Annotated in this window: 16 protein-coding genes, 1 pseudogene and 1 riboswitch; of the genes and pseudogenes, 14 read left to right on the top strand and 3 right to left on the bottom strand. The window is 71.5% G+C overall.

The window, feature by feature from the left end; genetic code table 11:
* Nucleotides 1-375 precede the first annotated feature (375 nt).
* Nucleotides 376-8094 carry a scabin-related ADP-ribosyltransferase gene (locus IF45_RS34275; RefSeq protein WP_051720699.1) on the top strand — a complete coding sequence of 2573 codons (7719 nt, stop codon included), beginning with the start codon at nucleotides 376-378 and terminating at the stop codon, nucleotides 8092-8094.
* Nucleotides 8095-9089: 995 nt separating this feature from the next.
* Here IF45_RS34275 and IF45_RS0115170 read toward each other — a convergent pair.
* Entirely contained in the window at nucleotides 9090-9851 is a 762-nt protein-coding gene (locus IF45_RS0115170; RefSeq protein ID WP_030307900.1) for a hypothetical protein, read from the bottom strand.
* Nucleotides 9852-10138: 287 nt separating this feature from the next.
* Here IF45_RS0115170 and IF45_RS0115175 point away from each other — a divergent pair, with 287 nt between their 5' ends.
* From IF45_RS0115175 to IF45_RS0115235, 13 genes and pseudogenes are all read left to right on the top strand, one after another.
* Nucleotides 10139-10858 carry an HNH endonuclease family protein gene (locus tag IF45_RS0115175; RefSeq protein WP_030307902.1) on the top strand — a complete coding sequence of 240 codons (720 nt, stop codon included), beginning with the start codon at nucleotides 10139-10141 and terminating at the stop codon, nucleotides 10856-10858.
* Between the two features lie 89 nt (nucleotides 10859-10947).
* Nucleotides 10948-11295 (top strand): annotated as a pseudogene (locus tag IF45_RS0115180) (restriction endonuclease subunit S domain-containing protein); the annotation flags it as partial.
* 132 nt (nucleotides 11296-11427) lie between these two features.
* On the top strand, nucleotides 11428-12138 hold the full coding sequence (locus IF45_RS0115185; protein ID WP_030307906.1) for a hypothetical protein: 711 nt from the start codon (nucleotides 11428-11430) through the stop codon (nucleotides 12136-12138).
* Complete coding sequence (locus tag IF45_RS0115190; RefSeq protein WP_008406881.1) at nucleotides 12135-13655, top strand: serine/threonine-protein kinase; 1521 nt, start codon at nucleotides 12135-12137, stop codon at nucleotides 13653-13655. Before IF45_RS0115185 ends, IF45_RS0115190 begins: the two co-directional genes overlap by 4 nt.
* Nucleotides 13656-13869: 214 nt before the next feature.
* Nucleotides 13870-14655: a SurA N-terminal domain-containing protein gene (locus IF45_RS0115195; RefSeq protein WP_008406880.1), complete on the top strand. Its 786-nt coding sequence runs from the start codon at nucleotides 13870-13872 to the stop codon at nucleotides 14653-14655.
* A 61-nt stretch (nucleotides 14656-14716) separates the two neighbouring features.
* Nucleotides 14717-15712, top strand: coding sequence for a nucleoside triphosphate pyrophosphohydrolase (locus tag IF45_RS0115200; protein WP_018471592.1), 996 nt, complete (start codon nucleotides 14717-14719; stop codon nucleotides 15710-15712).
* Between the two features lie 33 nt (nucleotides 15713-15745).
* A complete protein-coding gene (locus tag IF45_RS0115205; RefSeq protein WP_030307912.1) occupies nucleotides 15746-16996 on the top strand; it encodes a cytochrome P450 family protein in 1251 nt (416 codons plus the stop codon).
* A 194-nt stretch (nucleotides 16997-17190) separates the two neighbouring features.
* Nucleotides 17191-18219, top strand: a complete 1029-nt coding sequence (locus tag IF45_RS0115210; RefSeq protein ID WP_030307913.1) for a transglycosylase family protein — start codon at nucleotides 17191-17193, stop codon at nucleotides 18217-18219.
* Between the two features lie 164 nt (nucleotides 18220-18383).
* Nucleotides 18384-18572: riboswitch (cyclic di-AMP (ydaO/yuaA leader) on the top strand.
* A 5-nt stretch (nucleotides 18573-18577) separates the two neighbouring features.
* Entirely contained in the window at nucleotides 18578-19276 is a 699-nt protein-coding gene (locus IF45_RS0115215) for a LysM peptidoglycan-binding domain-containing protein (protein ID WP_003950348.1), read from the top strand.
* Between the two features lie 421 nt (nucleotides 19277-19697).
* The gene (gene eno, locus IF45_RS0115220; RefSeq protein ID WP_031178891.1) at nucleotides 19698-20984 is read left to right on the top strand and encodes a phosphopyruvate hydratase; all 1287 of its coding nucleotides are present in this window, start codon (nucleotides 19698-19700) and stop codon (nucleotides 20982-20984) included.
* A gap of 174 nt (nucleotides 20985-21158) precedes the next feature.
* The gene (locus tag IF45_RS0115225; protein ID WP_030307917.1) at nucleotides 21159-21668 is read left to right on the top strand and encodes an FtsB family cell division protein; all 510 of its coding nucleotides are present in this window, start codon (nucleotides 21159-21161) and stop codon (nucleotides 21666-21668) included.
* Nucleotides 21669-21692: 24 nt separating this feature from the next.
* The gene (locus IF45_RS0115230; protein ID WP_030307919.1) at nucleotides 21693-22262 is read left to right on the top strand and encodes a DUF501 domain-containing protein; all 570 of its coding nucleotides are present in this window, start codon (nucleotides 21693-21695) and stop codon (nucleotides 22260-22262) included.
* Nucleotides 22259-23215 (top strand): Ppx/GppA phosphatase family protein, encoded by a 957-nt coding sequence (locus IF45_RS0115235; RefSeq protein ID WP_003950352.1) that lies wholly within the window; start codon nucleotides 22259-22261, stop codon nucleotides 23213-23215. Before IF45_RS0115230 ends, IF45_RS0115235 begins: the two co-directional genes overlap by 4 nt.
* A gap of 76 nt (nucleotides 23216-23291) precedes the next feature.
* Here the strand turns inward: IF45_RS0115235 and IF45_RS0115240 are convergent, their stop codons facing one another.
* Together IF45_RS0115240 and IF45_RS0115245 are read right to left on the bottom strand one after the other, a co-directional pair.
* Complete coding sequence (locus IF45_RS0115240) at nucleotides 23292-23543, bottom strand: type II toxin-antitoxin system RelE family toxin (protein ID WP_003950353.1); 252 nt, start codon at nucleotides 23541-23543, stop codon at nucleotides 23292-23294.
* On the bottom strand, nucleotides 23540-23863 hold the full coding sequence (locus tag IF45_RS0115245) for a type II toxin-antitoxin system Phd/YefM family antitoxin (protein WP_008406873.1): 324 nt from the start codon (nucleotides 23861-23863) through the stop codon (nucleotides 23540-23542). Before IF45_RS0115245 ends, IF45_RS0115240 begins: the two co-directional genes overlap by 4 nt.
* Nucleotides 23864-23969: the final 106 nt, after the last annotated feature.

Genomic DNA, 23969 nt, shown 5'->3' on the forward strand with positions numbered 1-23969 from the left:
ATGCGTACCGTCCGAAGAGGCCATTTTGACCTGGTAGAACAGCCGCTGTGTGACCTCGTGGGAGATGGGCGCCTCTGTCTCGGTGGCGCCCTTCCTGCTGTTTGCAGGAGCATGATCCACTGTTGCCCTGAACATCCTGTGAACCAAGTCACGTAACTCTCTGCCGAGTTGACGTGACGTCGGGTCTCTCCGCAAGATTCCGCTCATCAATCGGGGAGCAGTGGACCCTCAGAATCCGTTTTTCTGACCCCTGCCGAATCGCAGGGGGCTGTGAAAGCCGTGTGGAGATCAGTTCTGCGCAGCGCGCGTGCCACGTCGAGACGACGTCAGGCGCGGCGGAACCGTGACGGCTTCCGCGGCCCGAGGCTCGCCCTTGTGGCCGCGATCTTCCTCTCCCTGATGGTCGGGGCGGTCCCGCTCGCCGCCGCAGCGCCCCCGGACCGTGACCGCAGCGGTGTCGAGCTGGTCGATCTCCCCGAGGACGTGCCCCAGGAGGCGGCCGAGGAGAACCGCCTCACCGAGCTCACCACGGGCAACATCGACCCCGAGGACGAGTTCGACCCCCAGGCGGTGGCGGAGCCCGCGGGCGGCCAGGTGGTCGAGGAGCTGTCGGACATCGCGCCGGGGGAGCTCGTCCCCCTCGGGGACCTCCCCATCGCGGTGGGCGCCCCCGAGGACGCGTCCGCCGAGGCCACCGAGGCGCTGGAGGGGGAGTGGCAGGCGGCCCTGGCCTCACCCGAGGAGGTCGCCGCGACCGAGATCCAGGGTCTCGTCTTCTCCGTGAACCCTCCCGCCGAGGCGTCCGGCGAGGTCGTGGTCTCGCTGGACTACACGGAGTTCGCGGAGCTGTACGGCGCTGCCTGGGCGGATCGCCTGGACCTGACCCGCCTGCCGTCCTGCTTCCTCGAGACCCCCGAGGTGGAGGCCTGCACCGAGCCCGCGGACGTCAGCACCGATCAGAGCGTCACCCCCAAGGCCGGTGACGCCCCCACCGACGGCAAGCTCGACGGCACCCGGCGGATCACGGCCACGCTCGACGTCGCCGAACTCACCGACGACGGCACTCCCACACCCAGCCCGGCCGTCTCCCACACGTCCGGCGCCACCACCGACGCGCTCTTCCGCCCGCGCACCGGCGACGGCATGGCCTTGACCTCGCTGCGTCAGGCGGCGGCCACGAACACCCAGGCCGGGACCGTGCTGATGGCCACCTCCAAGGGCAGCGGCTCGCAGGGTGACTTCGCCGCCACCCCGCTGGCGAGCGCCGGCTCCTGGTCGGCGGGCGGCTCCTCGGGCGCCTTCACGTACGGCTACACGCTGAACACCCCGGTCGTACCGGGCGGCCCCTCGCCGAGCCTCTCGTTCAACTACAACTCGCAGGGCGTCGACGGCCGTACCTCGGCCACCAACAACCAGGCCTCATGGATCGGCGACGGCTGGGAGTACAACGCCGGGTCCATCAGCCGGACGTACCGCTCGTGCCGCGACGACGCGAAGGACGGCAACAACGAGAAGCGGAAGACCAGCGACCTCTGCTGGGCCTCCGACAACGCCGTTCTCACCCTCGGCGGCAACACCACCGAGCTGGTGAAGGACGACGACGAGAAGTCCGACATCTGGGTCACGGCCAACGGCGACGGCAGCAAGGTCGAGCTCCGCAAGAACAGCGGCTACGCCAACGGGGACGCCGACGGTGAGCACTGGGTCGTGACCACCCGGGACGGTACCGAGTACTGGTTCGGCCGTAACCGGCTGCCCGGCTGGAAGGACGGCGACCAGGCCACCAACTCGGTGCTCACCGCGCCGGTGGCCGGCAACCACCCCGACGAGCCCTGCTACAAGGCGGCCTTCGCCGACTCCTTCTGCGCCCAGGCGTGGCGCTGGAACCTCGACTACGTCGTCGACGTGCACGACAACGCCATGGCTCTCTACTGGAAGCAGGAGACGAACCACTACGCCAAGAACAACGCCTTCAAGAAGGCGGTCCCGTACGACCGGGGCGGCTATCTGGAGCGCATCGACTACGGCCTGCGCGTCGACGACGACAAGGTGTACGGCAAGGCCCCGCTGTCCCGGGTGACCTTCCGGACCGAGGAGCGCTGCTTCAAGGAGTCCGACGTCACCTGCACGGACGCCAACTTCAGCTCGGGGCACCACTACAAGAACCGCATCTGGTACGACACCCCGGCCGACCTCTACTGCAAGGGCGGCAGCGCCGAGTGCTACGTACCGGTGCCCACCTTCTGGTCCCGGAAGCGTCTGGAGCAGGTCACCACCTACACCCAGCGCACCAAGGGGTCGACCGAGCTCTCCAAGGTCGACAGCTGGACGCTGCACCAGTCCCTGCCGCCCCACCTCACGGATGAGGGGACCGCCCTCTGGCTCGACTCCATCACCCGCATCGGCTACGACACCGCGGGGGAGCCCGACTCCCTCAACCCGATCGAGTTCGTGGGCAACCAGGAGTCGATGCCCAACCGCGTTCGCCTCGGCGCCGCCGACAAACGGCCCGACTTCGACCGCCGCCGGATCGAGCGGATCGTCAACGAGTACGGCGGCGAGACCCTCGTCTCGTACCGGAGCCCACGCGGCCCCTGCCAGACCGGCGAGGGCCTGCCCGCACCGGAGAAGAACACGGGGCTGTGCTACCCCGTGTACTGGCATCCGGACCCCGACAAGGCCGACGAGACGCTCTCCTGGTTCCACAAGTACGTGGTGGACACCGTCGAGGAGAAGCCCAACATCGCCGGCAGCCCGAGCGAGTTCACCAGGTACGAGTATCTCGGGGACGGCGGCGGCTGGGCCTTGAACCAGGCGGAGTTCTCCAAGAAGAAGACCCGCACGTACGACCAGTGGCGCGGCTTCGGCCTCGTCCGCACCCTCACGGGCGCCGACAGTGGCAGCGGCTACACGGCGACGCAGGCCGGTATGACCGAAACCGTCTTCTTCCGCGGGATGGACGGCGATCCGCTGCCCGGTGAGAACAAGTCCCGCGAGGCCGTCGTCAAGGACGCCGAGAACGGGACGATCGCCACCGATCACCTCGCCTACCAGGGACGCGTCGCCGAAACCCGCACGTACACCAAGGCGGGCGGCACACTGCTCACCCGCACGGTGGACAGACCCTCCAGCCCGCAGGTGCTGGCCACCCGCAAGCGCGACGGCGGCATCCCTGCGCTGAGGGCGTACCGCGTCCTCGCGGCCGGAACGGACACGGTCACCCGGTACTCCGGCAAGAGCGGAGACGAGACCGACGCCTGGCGGACTGTCTCCACCCGCACCGCCTACGACGACACCTACGGTCTCCCCGTCTCCACCGAGTTCCTCGGGGACACGGCGCGCACCGGCGACGAGAGCTGCACGGTCAACACCTACGTACACAACACCGGCGCGCACCTGATCGGCCTGTCCGCCCAGTCCCTGACGACCGCCGGGACCTGCGACAAGCCGGGCGAGTGGGTTTCCGGCTCCCGCGTGGCCTACGACAAGCGCGCTTTCCAGGACGCCCCCACCAAGGGCCAGGCCACCATGACCTGGACCATCAACGCCGCGGGCGACAACTGGAACCCCAGCGGCACCGTCACCTACGACTCCCTGGGACGCCCCACCGCGGCGGAGGACGCGCTCAAGAACACCTCCACCACCACGTACACCCCCGCCTCGGGCCAGGTCTACGAGGTCAAGACCGCCAACGCGCTCGGCCACACCACCACCACCGAGATCGAGCCCGGCCGGGGCGTCGCCCTCCGGGAGACGGACGCCAACGGCCGGACCACCGCCTACACCTACGACGCCCTCGGCCGCACCACCGAGGCGTGGGCACCCAGCCAGCCCCGCACCGAGGACCCCTCGGTGAAGTTCACCTACGACATCTCGCAGGGCAACCCGGTCAACGTCACCACCTCAGCGCTGAACAACGAGGGCACCTACGACCGCAGCGTCGTCTTCTACGACGGCCTGGGCCGCGAACGCCAGACCCAGATTCCCGCGGTCGGCGAGGGACGGCTGATCACCGACACCCTCTACAGCGCCAACGGCACCGTCCGGCAGTCCAACAACGCCTACTACGCCACTGGCGACCCCGACGGCGTGATGTTCGACCCGAAATCGGACTCCGAGGTCCAGAACGCCACGCTGTACTCCTACGACGGCCTGGGCCGCGTCCTGACCGAGACGCCGTACCTCAACGGCAAGGCCGAGCCCTCCAAGGCCGTGCATGTCGTCCGAGGCTACGACCACACCACCGTCGTCGAGCCGAAGGGCGCCGCAACCCAGCGAACCTGGAGCGACGCGCTCGGCCGCACCGTCCGGGTGGACACCTTCACCGACGAGGCGCGCACCAAGTTCCGCAGCTCGACCTATGAGTTCGACGCCCGCGGCAACCAGGTCAAGGCCACCGACGCCGGTGGCAACTCCTGGAGCTGGGACTTCGACGCACGGGGCCGCCAGACCAAGTCCGTCGACCCGGACACCGGCACGAGCACCACCACCTACGACGTTCTGGACCGCCCGGTCAGCACCACCGACAGCCGGGGCAACACCGTCTGGACCAAGTACGACGCCCTTTCGCGGCCGGTCGAACAGCGCCGCGACAACCCGCTCGGGGAACGCCTCACCGCCGCGACCTACGACGCCGTGGGCGCCCTCGGCCTGCCCGCGTCCAGCACCCGCTACACCGACGGCCTCGCCTACACCTCGACCGTCACCGGCTACACCACCGACTACCAGCCGCTCGGCGAGAAGCTCTCCCTCCCGCCGCTGGTCGCGCAGAAGTACGGGCTCCAGGAGACGTACACCCACACCTACGAGTACGCCAGGAACGGCCTGCTCAAGTCGACCACCCTGCCCGCGGCCGGCACCTTCGGCGCGGAGAAGGTGATCACCCGGTACAACAAGGACGGTCTGCCGGTCTCCACCTCAGGAGAGAACTGGTACGCGGCAGACACCACGTACAGCCCTTGGGGGCAGGTGCTGCGCACCGCCTCCGGTGAGAACCCCTCCCGAGTCTGGACCACGCAGCTCTTCGATGCGGCGACCGGCGAACTGACCCGTCAGGTGGTCGACCGCGAGTCGACCACCGACACCACCGCCGTCACGGGCCACCGGGTCAACTCCCGCTACTACAACTACGACGACGCGGGCAACGTCCGGCAGATCACCGACTACTCCGGCGGACGCACCGACCGCCAGTGCTACGCCTACGACCCGATCGGCCAGCTCACCGAGGCGTGGACCTCGCCCAACGACGGCTGCCGCGCGACGGGCAAGACCGAGCGCATCCCGGACTACGGCGACGGAACAGTCAACGTCACCGCGGACAACAACGGTTACTGGAACTCCTACCGGTACGACGCCGTCGGCAACCGCACCGAGCTGGTCAACCACGACCCCGCACTCAACGCCGCCAACGACACCCGCACCACCTACCGGTACGGCACCGAGGACGGCAAGCGCCCGCACACCCTCTCCGCCTCCACCTCGACCCTCACCAAGGACAACGGCGTCCGCATCACCGAGGAGTCGACCTACGACTACGACGCCGCCGGCAACACCACCGCACGCCGTCAGGGCGGCGACGAACAGGCCCTCGCCTGGACCTGGGACGGTCAGATCGAGAAGATCACCGGCTTCGGGGCCTCAGGCGAAGGCGCCTTCGTCAACACGGCGAGCGGCATGTGCCTGGATCTGACCTCCGGCCTCACCAACGCGGGCACCGCCCTCCAGGCATACGGCTGCAACGGTGCCAAGGGCCAGAAGTTCCGCATCGAGGCCGCCGACGCCAAGGCCGACCCGGCGACCGGCCAGCTCAAGGTGGTCGGCCGGTGCGCCCAGCCGACCAAGAGCGGCACGAGCGCGGGCACGCTGGTCGTGATCGCCCCGTGCTCCTCGGCCACCGCCTCCCAGCAGTGGACGGCGACCTCGACCGGCGCCCTGAAGCACGTCGCCTCCGGCCTGTGCCTCACAGTGCCCGGCACCAACCCGGCCGTCGGCACCGACATGGTCCTCGGCGCCTGCTCGGGCACCGGCTCCGTCTGGGCACCCGCCGACACCACCACGTACATCTACGGCCCCGGTGGCCAGCGGCTGCTGTCCGTCTCGGCCGGCCAGAACGTCCTCCACCTCGGCTCCACCACCGTCGCCACCACGGCGTCCAAGGCTCCCTCCTACACCGAGCGCTACTACTCGCAGCCGGGCGCGCCCACCGTGATGCGCCACGCCGAGGGCGGTGCGGAGGCCACGCTCTCCGCGCAGGTGCAGGACAACACGGGCAGCGCCTACGTCAGCGTCGGCCTCCAACAGGGCAACCAGGTCCAGTTCTCCCTGCGCGACCCCTTCGGCGTCGAACGCACCGAGGACTCCCGCTGGCGCTCGCACCGCGGTTTCGTGGGCGGCAACGACGACGACGCGGCCGGCCTGACCCACCTGGGCGCCCGGATGTACGACCCGTACACCGGACGCTTCCTGTCGGCCGACCCGATCCTCGACCTGGCCGACCCCGTCCAGATGAACGGGTACGTCTACGCCGAGAACAACCCGGTCACCTACTCCGACCCCAGCGGTCTCTCCTCGGGCATCGACGCGTCCGACTACTACGACGGGCCTTCGGCCTCGGCGGTCAGCGACGCCAAGGCCACCATGGGCACCACGATGTGGGACATCATTCTGTCCAACGGGTGGGCCGTGCTCGGCGAGTTCATCGGGTGGGGTGACATCAAGGCATGCTTCGGGCGCGGGGATCTGTGGGCGTGCGGAAGCATGGTCATCTCGGCCATTCCCATCGGAAAACTCGGGAAGATCCCTGCCGTCTGGAAGGCGATCGAGCGGATCGACGCGGCCATCGGCGCGTGGCGGGTGGCGCAGCGGGCGGCGAAGCAGCTGCTCGCCGCGGCAGAGCGGGCCCGGGTCGCCGCGGAGAAGGCGGCGGCCGCGGCCAGAGCCGCCGCGAAGAAGGCGGCCCAGGCGGCCAAGAAAAGGGCGGCCGAGGCAAGGGCCGCCGCGACCCGCGCGGCCAAGGAAGCCCAGAAGAAAACCGGTAACGCCGTCCAGAAGGCGGCCAAGACCAACGCGACCAAGACCGCGGCCAAGACCCAGTCCACGACGGCCCGTAAACAGTCCAAGGGCGACGACAGCTCAGGCCCGGGCAAGAACAGGAAGCCCGACGAGCACGAGGGCGCTTCTGAGGGCGGCTCCTGCCCCATCAACAAGACCGACAACAGCTTCACCCCCGGCACGGCCGTGATGATGGCCGACGGCACCACGAAGCCCATCGAGGACGTCGCCATCGGCGACACCGTCCTGACCACCGACCCGGAGACCGGCGAGACCTCCCCGCAGAAGGTCACCGCCACCATCACCGGCAAGGGCACCAAGCACCTCGTCGACATCACCCTGCACACGACCGACCCCGAGTCCGAGGCGGAAACGGAGTCCGGCACCAAGTCCGCCGGCGGAAAGGGCCCCGCCCCGACCACCCTCACGGCCACCGACGGCCACCCCTTCTGGGTCCCCCAGCTGGACACCTGGATCGACGCGGCCGACCTCAACACCGGCCAGTACCTCCAGACCTCCGCCGGCACCCGCATCCAGATCACCGCGATCACCCAACGCACCACCCAGGCCACCGTCCACAACCTGACGGTCGCGGGGACGCATACGTATTATGTGGTGGCGGGGACTGCGCCGGTTCTGGTTCACAATTGCGGTAGCGTCTACCGCGGGGAGTCTCGTTCGCCTGAAGAAATCCAAGCTGATGGAGGTTTCACTCCGCAAGCCCCGGGTTCCAGCACCACCCTTTACGAATATGTAGTGAAAAACTCCCCTAGCAACTTTGTGAGCACTTCCAAGCATGCCAACACCGCTGCAACGTTCCCCGCAGGAGGGAACGCTGGTCTCTACGTATATGAGATCAGAATGTCAGGTGGCATTGATGTGAATGCGCGGCTAGGGCCTGGGGTCAATCCCAACGCGCACGAAGCGGAAGTGGCATTCGAGGGTGGAATACCCTGGAGTGCGGTATCTCGTGTCTGGATGAGGGACCCTGAGACGGGGGACATCGATTTTGATTTCGACGATCCGATTTGGGAGAGAAAGTGACACGCTCCTCCAGGGGAGGATGAGGCTCCTGTGAGCAATTTTCGCTTCGGTGAGGATATTACGGTCTGCGATACAGAGCGGCTCGAAGCCTTCTTGATGGATCGAACCGATCGTATAGCCCGAGCTGATCGCGGATCCGATGAGCGCATGGTGGCGCGTTCCGTCAGAGCCGCCCTTCGGCAGCACGTTGTCACGATTCAGCACTGCTTCTCATTCCCTGCGGAAGGCGCCGGCCCCCAGGAGCTGATTCGATGGAAGGTGATGCTTTCGTGGAATTCTCTTTGCGTCCTGGCCTCTCCGTGGCTGGGTCACGAAGGCTATGACCGTGAGAGGTGGACATCGGTTAAAACTTGGGGGCGTCCAGTCGGCACGAGTCGAAGTGAATGAGGGCGTCGATCGTGCGGGGATGGTCTCTGTCGAATTCAACTCTGAGGGACGGAAAACTGGCCTGCTTCAGCGGTGAGTTCGACTCGATCCTTGACCTGCAGGGCGTTGTGTCATTTCGTCCCGGTTCGGCCTAGGGTATCGGAAAGTCGTTCTTGAGCCAGCTCCGTATCGCTTCCCATGGTGGTCGGAGGGCCGCCTGTCCAGCCGCGCTTCTGGATGCCCCGATCGCTCAGAGTGGTTGACCCCTTGCCCACCACCACATGGGGGCGTGGCTGAGGTACAGCTCGCGCCCTCCTGCCCGCCTCCCCAGTCGCCAGAAGGGGTGTGTGGGTCAAGGGCTGCTTACGGTTGGCGGCCGCCTGCCTGGTCTTGAGGGGAGACCGTTCTCTGTAGCGCCTTGCGTGGTGTGGAACGGATGACGAAGGCGGATTCGAGGCGCCGCCGCCAGGGGCTCCCCTTGCGGCGGTGCGCGCGTGCTCGAGGAGGCGGAGCAGGGCCCATGCCAGGCCGATCACCAGGGCCAGGACGAGGATTCCGAGGACTGTGGCGAGTCCGGGTGGGAGGTCCGCGACCTGCTCGACTCGGTGCCGGATGTTCATTGCCCTCCGTCAGCCGAGCAGGGCCAACTGTGCCCGTACCAGAGTCTCCGGTACGGCCGGCGGCTTGGTCGAGTCTCCCGCTGTGGCCTCGGTGCGGAAGGTGGCGATGACCGCTCCCTTACGGGCCACCACGAACGTGACGGGTCCTGCGGTGTCGAGGGTCGCCGTCAGGGACATGACCTCGTCGGCGCCTGAGGGGGCGAGGGCGCGGGTGATGTCCGTGACCTTGGTGCGGCCGTCGGGGGCGTTGTAGGTGAAGCCTTGGGCGCAGGTGTCGGTGGCCGTACCCAGTGCGGCGGTGGCCGTGGTGGCCTCGTCGGCCTTGTAGGCGGCCAACACGGTGGTGACCGTGACCTTGTCGGCTTCGGAGTCCTTGCCGGTGTTTCCCCGCCAGTTGTAGCCCGCCGTGGCTTCCGGCGTGCCCAACGCTGATCCCGCCACCAGTCGGGCCAGGGGAGTGCAGGGTTCGTCCGTGGTGCGGACCTTGTCGCCGGGCAGGGGGTGGTGGGCCGGGCCTTTGAGGATGCGGCCTTCGCCGAGGTCGGCCTGGTTGAGGGTCGCGCCCTGCAGATGGGCCTGCGAAGGGGCGGCCGCTTCACCGAAAGGGTCGACCGCAGCGGAGGGGAGAGGTTCCGCACGTCGGGTCTGGGAGTCGGAAGAGGCGGTGGCCTGGTCCGTCGTGGCGTCGGGGCCGGACGTCGTGCAGCCCGTCACGGGGAGGGCGCAGAGCAGTACGCCGGTCAGGGCGCGAGCGGGGAGGGTGAGGCGCATGGCGGGGTCGGTCTCGCAATCTGCCGCACGTGAAGGCGCGTTCGTCCGGTGACGGACGCCCGCGGACCGGAGGGCCGCCTCGGTTGGTTCGGTTCGGCGGTCAGATCATACGGACGGATCCCCCCGAACTCCGTCCCCCCGATCCCCCCACGCCCCCGCCCCGCCCCCACCGCGCCCCACCCCGTCCGACTGCCCGTCACTCCGCAGGGCAGGATGCCTCTGGGATTGGGACGGAAGCAGGGCTGGGCGAGAGAAGGGTGTGCGTGGTGACGGTGCGGCGGTACGGGATGGTGGGGCTCGCGGTCGGGGCGCTGCTGTGGAGTGCGGGGTGTGGGCTCGGGGAGCCGTCGACCGGGAGTGACGGGGCCGGCGGCGAGGGTGCCAAGGGCGGGGCTGCCGCCGGGACGGCGCTGGCGGCGCTGGAGACGTTGACCGTCAAGGAGGAGGGGAGCAAGGACGGGTACGGGCGGGAGCGGTTCGGGTCGGCGTGGGCCGACGTGGACGGGAACTCCTGCGGTACGCGGGACGACATCCTCAAGCGGGACCTCGCCGAGGTGGAGTACAAGGACGGCGACGACTGCGTGGTGGCGTCGGGGGTGTTGAAGGACGACCCCTACTCGGGGGAGGACGTGGAGTTCCGGCGCGGGGCCAGCAAGGTGGACATCGATCACCTGGTCTCGCTCTCCGACGCCTGGAAGAAGGGGGCGTCCGAGTGGGAGCCGGCCAAGCGCATAGCCTTCGCCAACGATCCGCTCAACCTCCTCGCGGTCAACGCGAGCCCCAACCGCGCCAAGGGCGACGGTGACGCCGCGAAGTGGCTGCCGCCGAACAAGACGTACCGGTGCGCGTATGTCGCCGGGCAGGTGGCGGTGAAGAAGAAGTACGAGGTGTGGGTGACCGCCGGGGAGCGGGACGCGATGCGAACCATCCTCGACGGCTGCCCGGAGGAGAAGCTGCCGGAGGGGGACGCGCCCACCGAGGCGCCGGACCGTTTCAGCGCGAAGTAGCGGCCCCAGGACCGTTCGGGGGAGCGGCCCGGGCCGGAGCGGCACCGCATGACGGTGCTCGCTCCGGCCCGGGCCGCCCCGGCGTGGCGACCGCCGCCCGGGTCGTCGACGCGGCCGGCGCCGGTGCCGCGCTCGGCCGCAACCTCACCCTGCTGCGGCCCGACCCGGACGCCCTCGACCCCTGGTTCCTCGCCGGGTTCCTGCGCGCGACCGCCAACCACCGGCAGGCCAGCAGCTACGCCTCCGCCGCCACCCGGCTCGACGTCCGGCGCATCCGGCTGCCACGGCTGCCGCTGGCCGAACAGCGGGAGTACGGCGCCCGGTTCGCGGCCGTCGCCGCCTTCGAGGAGAGCCTGCGCCGCGCCGCGCGCCTCGGCGGACAGCTGGTGCAGGGGCTGCACGACGGGCTGACGGGACCGGCACTCCCGCCCTCCTGAGCCGAACATGTCACACCTCGTCACCAGGAGGACAACGGTTCCGTACAACGGGGTCCGGCCTGCGGCGGCGGGTGTATACGCTCGGACCCGCACGCGCGTCCGGCGCGGCCCACGATCTTCAGGGAGCAGGACATGCACAGCACCTACCCGGCGGCCCCGAAGCCTCAGGGTCCGTCCAGGGAGGCCCGCGTCTGGCTCCGGGTGCTGTTCACCGCTCTGGCCGTGATGAGCTGCGGGTTCTTCGCCTTCGGCGCCCTGATACGCCTGGCCTGCCTGACCCGCAGGCCCAAGGACTGGGTGCTGACGGGGATCTCCGCCGCCTGCACCTTCCTGGCGATCGGGATGATGCCCGAGGGCGACGACAGCACGACCATCCTGGACGACCTGGCGGTGGGGCTCATCCTGCTCAACATGGTCGCCGTCGTCACGTACTACCTCTGGGCCGACATCCGCCACGACCGGAAGGTCTACGGCACCGGCCACCCCGGCGTCCCGGGCCCGCACCTCGCCGGCCCGTACCCGCCGCACGGCGTCACCCGCCCCGCCACCGCTCCCCTCCAGCACCACCCGTACCCCCAGCCCCCGCACCAGCCGCACCCCCAGCAGCACTACACCCCGCCGACCGCGCCCACCGGCGTCGGCGAGGCCTGGGCCCGGCCGCAGACGGGGCCCGCGCCCACCCCCGCCGGGCCGCGCCCCGCGCCCGGCACGCCGCCGCCCGGCGGTCCCGCCCGCATCGACCAGGTCCGGGCCGAGCTGGACGAACTCAGCGCCTATCTGCGGGACTCCGGCGGACAGCAGGGTGACGGCCGGGGCAACGGCTCGCAGGAGGGATCCCGTTGAGCGGGCGGATCATCGCCGGGCGGTACGAACTCTCCACCCTCATCGGCCAGGGCGGGATGGGCCAGGTGTGGACCGGGTACGACCAGCGGCTCGACCGGCGCGTCGCCGTCAAGCTGCTGCGGCCCGACCGGGTCGCCGGGGCCGAGGCGGAGGAGCTGCGCCGCCGCTTCGTGCGGGAGTGCCGGGTCACCGCCCAGGTCGACCACCCCGGCCTGGTCACCGTGCACGACGCGGGGACCGAGGGCGAGGAGCTGTACCTCGTCATGCAGTTCGTGGACGGCGCCGACCTCGGCGACCACCTCGCCGAGCACACCCCCTACCCGTGGGAGTGGGCCGTCTCGGTCGCCGCCCAGCTCTCCGCCGTGCTCTCCGCCGTGCACGCCGTGCCGATCGTCCACCGCGACCTCAAGCCGCGGAACATCATGATCCGGCAGGACGGCACCGTCACCGTCCTCGACCTCGGCGTCGCCTCCGTCATGGACAGCGACACCACCCGCCTCACCCACACCGGCTCGCCCATCGGCAGCCCCGCCTACATGGCCCCCGAACAGGCCATGGGCGGCGCCGTCGGCCCGTACACCGACCTGTACGCGCTCGGCATCGTCCTCTACGAACTCCTCAGCGGGACCGTGCCGTTCGACGGGAACACCGTCCTCGGCGTCCTCCACCGCCACCTCTACGAGGCGCCGCTGCCGCTCGGCCGGCTGCGCCCCGGACTGCCCGACGGGCTCGAACCGCTCGTCATGCGGCTGCTCGCCAAGGAGCCCCAGGACCGCCCCGGCTCCGCCCAGGAGGTCTACCAGGCGCTCGCCCCGCTGCTGCCGCCCCGCGGCATCCCGCGCGGCACCCCGCTCGACCCGGCCCGGCCCTTCCTGCGCCCGCACGCCCCCTGGCCCGACCACCCGCTGGCCCCCGCGCCCCGGCCCGACCGGCCCCCGGCCGCGCCCGCCGGGGGCGAGGGCGCCGATGTCGCCGCCGCCGTGGACGACGTCAAGCGGCTGCTCGGCGAGGGCCGCATCACCCAGGCCGTCGACATCCTCGGCGCGATCCTGCCCACCGCCGCCCGGCAGCACGGCGAGCACTCGGCGGTCGTCCGCACCCTGCGCAAGCAGTACGCCGCCACCCTGCTCGACGACGGCCAGTACCGCCGCGCCCTGCCCGAACTGCGCCGCCTCGCCGACGAGTACGCCGCCGAGGCCGGCACCGCCGACCCGCGCTCCCTCCAGTTCCGCTACGAGGCCGCCCAGTGCCTCGAACAGCTCGGCGAGCCCGCCGCCGCCCTGGCCGAATACCGCGCCCTGCTCCCGTACTTCGAGAACCAGTACGTCAGCACCGACCGGGATCTGCCGCTGGAGGTCCGCCGCCGCATCGGCCACCTGCTGCTCGCCCTCGGCGACCGCCCGGCCGCCCAGGACACCCTGCTGCGCCTGCTCCACGACGCCGAACAGCGGTACGGTCCGGGCCATCCGCTCCCCGCCGAGGTGCGCCGCACGCTGCACTGGCTCGGCCTGGTCTGAGCCGGACACCCGGCCGCGAAGGGCGGCGGGGGACGGACAGGAACCGGACACGCGGGGAATCGTTGCTCCCGACAGTGGCCCAGATCACGCCGACTGCCTACGATCGATCTTCGCAAGGACGTCCGGACCGTCAGGTCGTATGTCGTCAGGTCGCAGGTCGTCAGGTCGCCCCATCGTCCCCGCACCGCCGAACGATCCCGCCGGGAGGCTCCCTTTGCACCGCCGCCGTCGCACCTCGCTCGCCCTCATGGCCGCCACCCTGGTCGCGGCCCCGCTGCTGACCGCCTGCGGCGCCGACGCCCGGCCCGGTGCCGCCGCCGTGGTGGGGGGTGAGCGCATCACCGTCGCCCAGCTGGAGGCCCAGGTCGGCCAGGTCCGCGACGCCCAGGTCGCCGTCCTCGGTGAGGAGGGGTACGCGGACGCCCTCGACCAGCAGTGCTCCGCCGCCCGCCAGGCCGAGCTGCAGCAGCGTGACGCCTCCGCCGCCCAGGGGGAGAAGGTCGTCGAGGGCCGCGAGACCTGCGCCCCCGACCGCTCCACCCTCGCCGGGATGATCAGCGAGCGCGTCGTCAAGGAGGCCGCCGACGAGGCCGGGATCAGCCCCACCCGCAAGGAGCTCCGCGAGCGCCGCGCCCAGCTCCAGGAGCAGACCGGCGGCACCGCCGAGCAGCTGGAGGAGGCGTACCTGCGGACGTACGGCATCCCCGCCGCCCGCATCGACGACCACCTCGCCTACCAGCTCCGCCTCGACGGGCTCCGCCAGAAGTACGCGCCCGGCACCTCGCCCGAGCAGGCCGACACCCAGGTCCGCAAGGAGCTGGTGCGGACCGCCAAGGGGCTCGGCATCGACATCAGCCCCCGCTACGGCGCCTGGGACGGTGAGCAGCTCCTGATGGTCACCGGCTCCGACCCCTGGCTCAGCTCCGACCCGCGCCGCCTCGGCGAGGAGAAGGCCCAGGCCCGCTCCGAGTCCCAGAGCGAGGGCCTCCCGGCGCTCTGACCGGCGCCGACCGCCCCACCGGGCCCGGCGGCCGGGCTCCCGGGTGCGTTACGTTCGAGGCGTGAACGCACCCAGCCCCGGCCGCCTCGTCCTGCTCACCACCAGCCACCGGGTCGCCCCCGGCCAGCTCTCCTGGCCCGCCTGGCAGGCCCTGCACCAGGCCGACCGGGTGCTCTGCGCCGACCCGGCCCACCCGCAGCTGCCCTACCTGCGGGAGGCGGGCGTCGCGGTCGAGGTGGCGGCCACCCCGGACGCAGCCGACCTGGTCGACTTCCTCGCGGGCGGCCGTACCGCCGTCCTCGTCCAGTCCGGCGAGGGCGACCGGCGCCTCACCGACGCCCTCTCCCGCCTCGCCGGCTCCGGCCGCGTCGCCATGCCCGACCTGGAACTCCTCCCCGGCGCCTACGACCTGCCCGGCGCCCGCCTCATCGACCTCGTCCAGGTCATGGACCGCATCCGCGAGGAGTGCCCCTGGTCGGCCCGGCAGACCCACGAAGGGCTCGCCAAGTACGCCATGGAAGAGGCGTTCGAACTCATCGAGGCCATCGAGGAGGGCGACCGCGACGCCCTGCGCGAAGAACTCGGCGACGTGCTGCTCCAGGTCGTCTTCCACGCCCGTATCGCCGAGGACGGCGCACCGGCCACCGGGGACGACGAGGAGGCGGAGGACGGGGGGCCGTTCTCCATCGACGACGTGGCCGCCACCCTCATCGACAAGCTGGTCCGCCGCCACCCGCACGTCTTCGGGGACGCCGTCGCCGAGACGCCCGAGGAGGTCCGCGCCCAGTGGCTGCGGGTGAAGGGGGAGGAGAAGGAGCGCACCTCGGTCACCGACGGCGTGCCCGTCGCCCAGCCCGCCCTCGCCCTCGCCGCCAAGCTCGCCTCCCGCGCCCGTGGCGCCGAGCTGCGCGTCCCGCTCCCCGAGGGCCCCGGGCCCGGCCCCGCCCTGCTCGCCCTCGCCGTCGAGGCCGAGCGGCAGGGCACCGACCCCGAGGCCGCCCTGCGCGAGAGCGCCCGCCGCTACCGCGAGGCCATCCGGGCCGCCGAGGGCCACTGAGCCGGGCCACCGGGCCCCCGATACGGTCGGACCATGAGCGAAACCCAGGCAGCCGGGCGTCCCGAACTCTTCGGCTGGGAGTTCGCCGCCGACCCGTACCCCGCCTACGCCTGGCTGCGCACCCACGAGCCGGTCCACCGGACCCGGCTGCCCAGCGGTGTGGAGGCGTGGCTGGTCACGCGGTACGCGGACGCCCGGCAGACCCTCGCCGACCCCCGGCTCAGCAAGAACCCGGTCCACCACGCCGCCGACGAGGCCGGGCGCAGCCGCACCGGCATCCCCGGCGAGCGCAGCGCCGGGCTGATGACGCACCTGCTCAACATCGACCCGCCGGACCACACCCGGCTGCGCCGCCTGGTGTCGAAGGCGTTCACGCCGCGCCGCGTCGCCCAGTTCGCGCCGCGCGTGCAGGAGCTGACGGACGGGCTCATCGACGGTTTCGCCGGGCGCGGCGAGGCCGACCTCATCCACGAGTTCGCCTTCCCGCTGCCCATCTACGCCATCTGCGACCTGCTCGGCGTCCCGCGCGAGGACCAGGACGACTTCCGCGACTGGGCGGGGATGATGATCCGGCACGGCGGCGGGCCGCGCGGCGGCGTCGCCCGCTCGGTGAAGAAGATGCGCAACTACCTCGCCGAGCTGATCCACCGCAAACGCGCCGACCTCGGCGACGACCTCATCTCGGGCCTGATCCGCGCCAGCGACCACGGCGAGCACCTCACCGAGGAGGAGGCCGCCGCCATGTGCTTCGTGCTCCTCTTCGCCGGCTTCGAGACGACCGTGAACCTGATCGGCAACGGCACCTACGCGCTGCTCCGCAACCCCGCCGAACGCGCCCGCCTCCAGCGCGCCCTGGCCGAGGGCGACGAGGCGCTGCTCGACACCGGTATCGAGGAACTCCTGCGGTACGACGGCCCGGTGGAGATGGCCACCTGGCGGTACGCCACCGAGCCGCTGCGGATCGGCGGGGCCGACATCGCCGCCGGGGACCCGGTCCTGGTCGTCCTGGCCGCCGCCGACCGCGACCCCGCACGCTTCGACGGGCCCGACCGCCTCGACCTCGCCCGCACCGACAACCAGCACCTCGGCTACGGCCACGGCATCCACTATTGCATCGGTGCCCCGCTGGCCCGTCTGGAGGGAAAGGCGGCCCTCGCCACCCTGCTGACACGCCTTCCGGACCTGCGGCTCGGCACCGAACCCGAGGAACTGCGGTGGCGCGGCGGACTCATCATGCGCGGACTGCGCACCCTGCCGGTGGAGTTCACGCCGGAGCGGGGCTAGGGCGCGAAGAAGGTGTCAGGGCCACCCTTTTCGTTCACGAGAACTGACGACACGTCAATAATGTGATGTTGACGTGATCTCCGCTGCATCGACTTGTGACGAACGTTCGACAGCCGCTACCTTCAGCGCCAACCGGAAGCCCCGCCGCCACCTGGCGGGCGCCGGTCAGCAGTCGTCACGCGAAAGGCAACCGCATGCTCTCCGGGAACGGACGTCACCGACGCCCCCGACAGGCTCCGGCCTTCGTCGTCGCGGCCGGGGTGACCGGTTCGGCCATCGCCATCCCCCTGCTCGGCGCCGGATCGGCCAGTGCGGCCGACACCGCCACGTGGGACCGGCTGGCCGAGTGCGAGAGCGGCGGTGCCTGGAGCACCAACGCCGGCAACGGCTACTACGGCGGCCTCCAGGTCACCCAGGAACTCTGGGAGCGCCACGGCGGCCTCAGCTACGCGCCCTCCGCCGACCTCGCCAGCCGCTCCCAGCAGATCGTGGTGGCCGAGCGCATCCTCGACGCCGAGGGCACCGCCGCCTGGGCCACCTGCGCCCCCGCGATAGGCCTGAAGCAGGGCGGCGAGTCCGCCGACGTGAACCCGGGCGTCCCCAGCGGCACCGGCACCCCCTCCGCCTCCCCGACCTCGCCCGCCGACAAGGGCGAGGGCAAGGGCGACACCGAGGACGAGGACGGCAAGGCGTCCGGCAAGGACAAGAAGGACGAGAAGGACAACAGGGACGAGAAGGGCAAGGGGGAGAAGAAGGAGAAGGGGGAGAAGGGGGACGCCGCCTCGGCCACCCCCTCCGCCGACCCGACCTCCCTCCCCGACGGCTACCCGTCCGCGACCCCGGACGAGGAGGCCACGGAGATCCCCGACGCCCCCTCGGACGCGCCCTCCGCGACCCCGGGCGAGGACGAGGACTCCGGAGGCGGACGCCATCGCGGCGGCACCGCGGCCGAGCCGGGCTCCGGCGAGAGCCGCGAGGGCTCCGGGCGGCACGCCTCGCGGGGTGACCGTGGCGACGCGCCCGACGCCTCCGGCGCGTACACCGTCAAGGAGGGCGACAGTCTCTCGGTCATCGCCTGGCTCCACGAGGTGGACGGCGGGTGGCCCGCGCTGTACGAGGCGAACAAGGAGATCGTCGGGGACGACGCGGACCACATCCTGCCCGGTCAGGCCCTTGATCTCGGATCGGACCCGGCGGCTGAAAAGGACCGAATCGGGCGCTAGTTCGGGCGCAAATGTCCGGATCGGGGGAAGTGAGACATGGATCTCAGACCCCCTGATCGTCTTTGGAATCTGCCGCCGGCCGTGCTTACGGTCTAGGCCGCTCGCCACTGGCGGGCCCCAGCGGTCGTTACGCCGAATCCTGTCGACGGCCGTCCGGGACAGTCGTCGCGCAAGCGCCGTAGACAGGAGCGGGGGACCCAAGGTTTGCCGCCGCACCGGCCGTTCGCCCCGTCACGGGGCGGGCGCCGGAGCGGCTCGGGGTGAAGCCGCGCGTTCCGCACAGGAGCGCGTGGCCGGGCACTCATCCGGCCCGAACCCGACAGCTCACCTCGTAGGCGTCGGTGAGGAGATTCCTTTCATGCTGACCAACAAGGCCAAGCACCGCCGTCCCTCCAAGGTCACCCGCATCCTGTCGCTCGCCGGGGTCGCCGGTGTCGCCGTCGCCGCGCCGCTCGTCGCGACCGGCTCCGCCTCCGCCGCCACCGCCTCCGAGTGGGACGCCGTCGCCCAGTGCGAGTCGGGTGGCAACTGGTCCATCAACACCGGCAACGGCTTCTACGGCGGCCTGCAGTTCACGCCGTCCACCTGGGCCGCCTTCGGTGGCACCGCCTACGCCTCCAGCGCCGACCAGGCCACCAAGGAGCAGCAGATAGCCGTGGCCGAGAAGGTCCTGGCCGGCCAGGGCAAGGGTGCCTGGCCGAACTGCGGCACCGGCCTGAGCAACGCCGCCTACAACGGTGGCGGCGCCGAGGCCGAGAAGCCCGCCGAGAAGCCGGCCGAGCAGCCCGCCCCGCAGGCCGCCCCCGAGCGTCCCGAGCCGCGCGCCGACCGCAGCGAGCAGCGGACCGCCCCGGCCGAGGAGACCGTCGAGACCCCCACCGGCGAGACCGTCGCCAAGGGTGACGGCGAGTACAAGGTCGTCAAGGGCGACACCCTCAGCCAGATCGCCAAGGCCGAGAACGTCGAGGGCGGCTGGAAGAAGCTCTTCGAGCTGAACAAGGACGTCGTCGACAACGCCGACCTGATCTTCCCGGGCCAGCAGCTCCACCTCTCCTGATTGCGAGCTTCGCTCGCCTCCGGGGCGCTGGGGTCGTTGTCGAGCCACCCGACGTGCTCAACCGCTTCGCGGCCTGCGCGCGACGGGTGTCTCGACAACGACGCGCCCCTTCGGCTCGCGAAGCCGCCGGTGTGGCGGGGTGAGCAGGCTCCCCACGGCCTGACCCCGCCCCCCTAGACAGCCCCGTTCCGATGCGTGACTCCCCCCCTGCGCATCGGGACGGGGCTTCCCCTTTCCTCCCCGTCGCCGCCCGGCGGTCGTTACCGGTGAGTAGAAATCGGCGGTTGCGTAGGGTTTCGCCCCGTACGGGCCTCTTTTCGTCCCAGCGTCCGGGCGCGAGGCCGGGATGGGGCCGGCCGCCGGTTAGGCTCTGGAGCGAACGGCCGACCGAAGGCCGACCCGCGTCACATCCCAGAAGGAGATGCTCGTGCCGTCCATCGACGTCGTCGTAGCCCGGGAAATCCTGGACTCCCGAGGCAACCCCACGGTCGAGGTCGAGGTCGGCCTCGACGACGGCAGCACCGGCCGCGCCGCTGTGCCGTCCGGCGCCTCCACCGGCGCCTTCGAGGCCATCGAACTGCGTGACGGTGACCCCAACCGTTACCAGGGCAAGGGTGTCGAGAAGGCCGTCCTCGCCGTCATCGAGCAGATCGGCCCGGAGCTCGTCGGCTACGACGCCACCGAGCAGCGCCTGATCGACCAGGCCATGTTCGACCTGGACGCGACCGACAACAAGGGCTCGCTCGGCGCCAACGCCATCCTCGGCGTCTCCCTCGCCGTCGCCCACGCCGCCTCCGAGGCCAGCGACCTGCCGCTCTTCCGCTACCTCGGCGGTCCCAACGCGCACCTGCTCCCGGTGCCGATGATGAACATCCTGAACGGCGGCTCGCACGCCGACTCCAACGTGGACATCCAGGAGTTCATGATCGCCCCGATCGGCGCGGAGTCCTTCTCCGAGGCCCTGCGCTGGGGCACCGAGGTCTACCACACGCTGAAGAAGGTCCTGAAGCGCAAGGGCCTGGCCACCGGCCTCGGCGACGAGGGCGGCTTCGCCCCGAACCTCGACTCCAACCGCGCCGCCCTCGACCTCATCCTGGAGGCCGTCAAGGAGGCCGGTTACGTCCCCGGCAAGGACATCGCGCTCGCCCTGGACGTCGCCGCCTCCGAGTTCTACAAGGACGGCTCCTACGAGTTCGAGGGCAAGTCCCGCTCGGCCGCCGAGATGACCGAGTACTACGAGGAGCTCGTCGCCGCGTACCCGCTGGTCTCCATCGAGGACCCGCTCTTCGAGGACGACTGGGCCGGCTGGAACGTCATCACCGAGAAGCTCGGCGACAAGGTCCAGCTCGTCGGCGACGACCTGTTCGTCACCAACCCCGAGCGCCTCGCCCGCGGCATCGAGGAGAAGTCGGCCAACGCCCTGCTCGTCAAGGTCAACCAGATCGGCTCGCTCACCGAGACGCTGGACGCCGTCGAGCTGGCCCAGCGCAACGGCTTCAAGTGCATGATGAGCCACCGCTCCGGCGAGACCGAGGACGTCACCATCGCCGACCTCGCCGTCGCCACCAACTGCGGCCAGATCAAGACCGGCGCCCCGGCCCGCTCCGAGCGCGTCGCCAAGTACAACCAGCTCCTGCGCATCGAGGAGATCCTGGACGACGCCGCGGTCTACGCCGGCCGCAGCGCCTTCCCGCGCTTCAAGGGCTGACCCGGCCGGGCCGCCGACGGCCCCCCGGCCTCCCCGCGTCCCCGCCCCCGGTCCCGTACCGTGGGCGGGGACGCGGGCACGTGCGGGCGAGGATCAGCAGCACGTGCGGTCGCGGAACACCTGACGGACGGGCAGAGCGGCCGCGCACAGCGCACGGCCGAAGGGGAGGCGGGCATGGCCGGGAAGAAGAGCGGCGCGGACCGCTTCTCCACCGCGACCCGGCTCAGGCTGTTCGGCGAGCAGACCGCCGCCCGCGTCTACCGCTCCCAGAACCGCCGCCAGGCCCGCCGCTCCCGCCTCACCGGCCGCGCCGCCCTCCTCGCCCTCGTCCTCTGCTCCCTGATCGTCGCCCTCGCCTACCCGATGCGGCAGTACGTCTCCCAGCGCGCCGAGATCGCCGACCTCCAGCGCGAGCGGGAGGCCCACCGCGCCAGGGTCCAGCAGCTGCGCGACGAGAAGGCCCGCTGGGAGGACGACCGCTACGCCGAGCAGCGCATCCGCGAGCGCCTGCACTACGTACGCCCCGGTGAGACCGGCTACACCATGATCGACCCGGACGCGGCCGAACCGAGCCGCACCGACCGCACCGCCGCGACCCGGCCCTGGTACACCAACCTCCTGGAAGGCGTCGACCGCGCCGACCAGGCCGCCGGGCCCCGCCCCGTCCGCCCCGCCACCGAGTGAACGACCGAGAGACCTGACCCCGCCATGGACACGCCCCCGCCGCCCACCCCGCGCACCGAGCCGACCGCAGCCGACGTCGACGCCTTCCAGCAGCAGCTGGGCCGTCCGCCGCGCGGGCTGCGCGCCATCGCGCACCGCTGCCCCTGCGGACAGCCCGACGTCGTCGAGACGGCGCCCCGCCTGGAGGACGGCACGCCCTTCCCCACGCTGTACTACCTGACGTGCCCGCGCGCCGCCTCGGCCATCGGCACGCTGGAGGCCAACGGCGTGATGAAGGAGATGACCGAGCGGCTGGCCACCGACCCGGAACTGGCCGACGCCTACCGGGCCGCGCACGAGGACTACATCAAGCGCCGCGACGAGATCGAGGAGCTGAAGAACTTCCCCTCGGCCGGCGGCATGCCGGACCGGGTGAAGTGCCTGCACGTCCTGGTCGCCCACTCGCTGGCCGCCGGACCCGGCGTCAACCCGCTCGGCGACGAGGCGCTCGCGATGCTCCCCGAGTGGTGGCGCAAGGGCTCCTGCGTGACGCTGCCGATCAGCGCCGAGCCGTCCGCCCTGTCCGCCGACGAGCCCGCGGGGGAGGGCCGGTGACCGCCCGTCGCGTCGCCGCGATCGACTGCGGCACCAACTCCATCCGCCTGCTGGTCGCCGACGCCGACCCGGCCACCGGCGAGCTGACCGACCTCGACCGCCGGATGCGGATCGTCCGCCTCGGCCAGGGCGTCGACCGCACCGGCCGCCTCGCCCCCGAGGCCCTGGAGCGGACCTTCGCGGCCTGCCGCGAGTACGCCGAGGCCATCCGCGAACTGGGCGCCACCGAGGTCCGGTTCACCGCCACCTCGGCCACCCGCGACGCGGAGAACCGCGCCGAGTTCACCGAGGGCGTCCGCGACCTCCTCGGCGTCACCCCCGAGGTCGTCACCGGCGACGAGGAGGCCGCGCTCTCCTTCACCGGCGCCACCAAGGAACTGACCGGCCGCGCCGACCTGGACACCCCGTACCTGGTCGTCGACATCGGCGGCGGCTCCACCGAGTGCGTCGTCGGCACGGACGGCGTCCGCGCCGCCCGCTCCGTCGACATCGGCTGCGTCCGCCTGACCGAGCGCCATCTCGCCCGACCCGACGGCACGGTGACCGACCCGCCCACCGCGGACCAGGTCGAGGCGATCCGCCGCGACATCACCGCCGCCCTCGACGAGGCCGCGCGTACCGTCCCGCTCGCCGAGGCCCGCACCCTCGTCGGCCTCGCCGGCTCCGTCACCACCGTCGCCGGCCTCGCCCTCGGCCTCACCGCGTACGACTCCACCGCCATCCACCACGCCCGCATCCCCTACGCCAAGGTCAAGGAGGTCACCGACACCCTCCTGACCTCCACCCACGCCGAACGCGCCGCCAACCCGGTCATCCACCCGGGCCGCGTCGACGTCATCGCGGCGGGGGCACTGATCCTCCTGACCCTGATGGAGCGCACGGGCGCGAGCGAGGTCGTCGTCAGCGAGCACGACATCCTCGACGGGATCGCCTGGAAGGCCGCGGGGGCCTAGAGACCCCGGGGGAAGGGCGGTTCGGCGACGGGCGGGTACCCGGGCCGGGCCGCCCTTCCGCGTTTCCGGGCGTCGCTCAGCGCAGGTCCGCCGCCCGCGCCGCCAGGACCAGCAGTTCGCCCCCGCGTACCAGGCAGGCGAGGCGCTGGCCCTCCACGCGGAGGCGGAACAGGCCCGGGGTCGTGCCGATGGGGGCGGCGTCCGGGTGCGGGCCGGCCGGGTCCTCGGCGACGGCGGTCAGGGTGGCGAGGACGCGCAGGGCGGTGGGGCGGGGGAGGGAACGGAAGTGGTGGCGGGCGGCCGGGGTGAAGTGGGGCGCGGGGGTCATGCCGGGCCCGGGGTGCGGCCGGAGAAGAGGTCGGCGACCAGTTCGGCCATGGTGACGGTCGGTTCGTCGCGGGCCAGGACCGCCTCCGCCTCCCGGGCCAGCATCAAGTCGGCCGCCTCCTCCAGGACTTCGAAGTCGGCGAAGGGGACCAGGGCGGCGACGGGGGCGCCGTTGCGGGTCACCACGGTCGGGGTGCCGGACTCGGCCCGGTTGATGTGCTCGGCGAGATGGGCGCGGGCCTCCCGCACGGAGACGCTGTTCTCCACTGCTTCGACGGCGGCCCGCGCGACACCGCCCGCGTGCTCCTGGTGCTCCGGCATGGAGGGGAGGGTACGCCTCCGGTTACCGGCATCGCGACATCGCGGCGGGAGCGGTACGGGGGCCGGTCCGCGCGGCCGGACCAGGGGTGCGTGGAGGACCGGCGGG

It is taken from the genome of Streptomyces albidoflavus, assembly GCF_000719955.1.
Classification (GTDB): Bacteria; Actinomycetota; Actinomycetes; order Streptomycetales; family Streptomycetaceae; genus Streptomyces; species Streptomyces albidoflavus.

Excerpts from the sequence above, each read along its gene's own strand:
- IF45_RS0115170 (WP_030307900.1), bottom strand. The coding sequence starts at position 9,851 with ATGCGCCTCACCCTCCCCGCTCGCGCCCTGACCGGCGTACTGCTCTGC.
- IF45_RS0115175 (WP_030307902.1), top strand. The coding sequence starts at position 10,139 with ATGGTGGGGCTCGCGGTCGGGGCGCTGCTGTGGAGTGCGGGGTGTGGG.
- IF45_RS0115185 (WP_030307906.1), top strand. The coding sequence starts at position 11,428 with ATGCACAGCACCTACCCGGCGGCCCCGAAGCCTCAGGGTCCGTCCAGG.
- IF45_RS0115205 (WP_030307912.1), top strand. The coding sequence starts at position 15,746 with ATGAGCGAAACCCAGGCAGCCGGGCGTCCCGAACTCTTCGGCTGGGAG.
- IF45_RS0115210 (WP_030307913.1), top strand. The coding sequence starts at position 17,191 with ATGCTCTCCGGGAACGGACGTCACCGACGCCCCCGACAGGCTCCGGCC.
- IF45_RS0115215 (WP_003950348.1), top strand. The coding sequence starts at position 18,578 with ATGCTGACCAACAAGGCCAAGCACCGCCGTCCCTCCAAGGTCACCCGC.
- eno (WP_031178891.1), top strand. The coding sequence starts at position 19,698 with ATGCTCGTGCCGTCCATCGACGTCGTCGTAGCCCGGGAAATCCTGGAC.
- IF45_RS0115225 (WP_030307917.1), top strand. The coding sequence starts at position 21,159 with ATGGCCGGGAAGAAGAGCGGCGCGGACCGCTTCTCCACCGCGACCCGG.
- IF45_RS0115230 (WP_030307919.1), top strand. The coding sequence starts at position 21,693 with ATGGACACGCCCCCGCCGCCCACCCCGCGCACCGAGCCGACCGCAGCC.
- IF45_RS0115240 (WP_003950353.1), bottom strand. The coding sequence starts at position 23,543 with ATGACCCCCGCGCCCCACTTCACCCCGGCCGCCCGCCACCACTTCCGT.
- IF45_RS0115245 (WP_008406873.1), bottom strand. The coding sequence starts at position 23,863 with ATGCCGGAGCACCAGGAGCACGCGGGCGGTGTCGCGCGGGCCGCCGTC.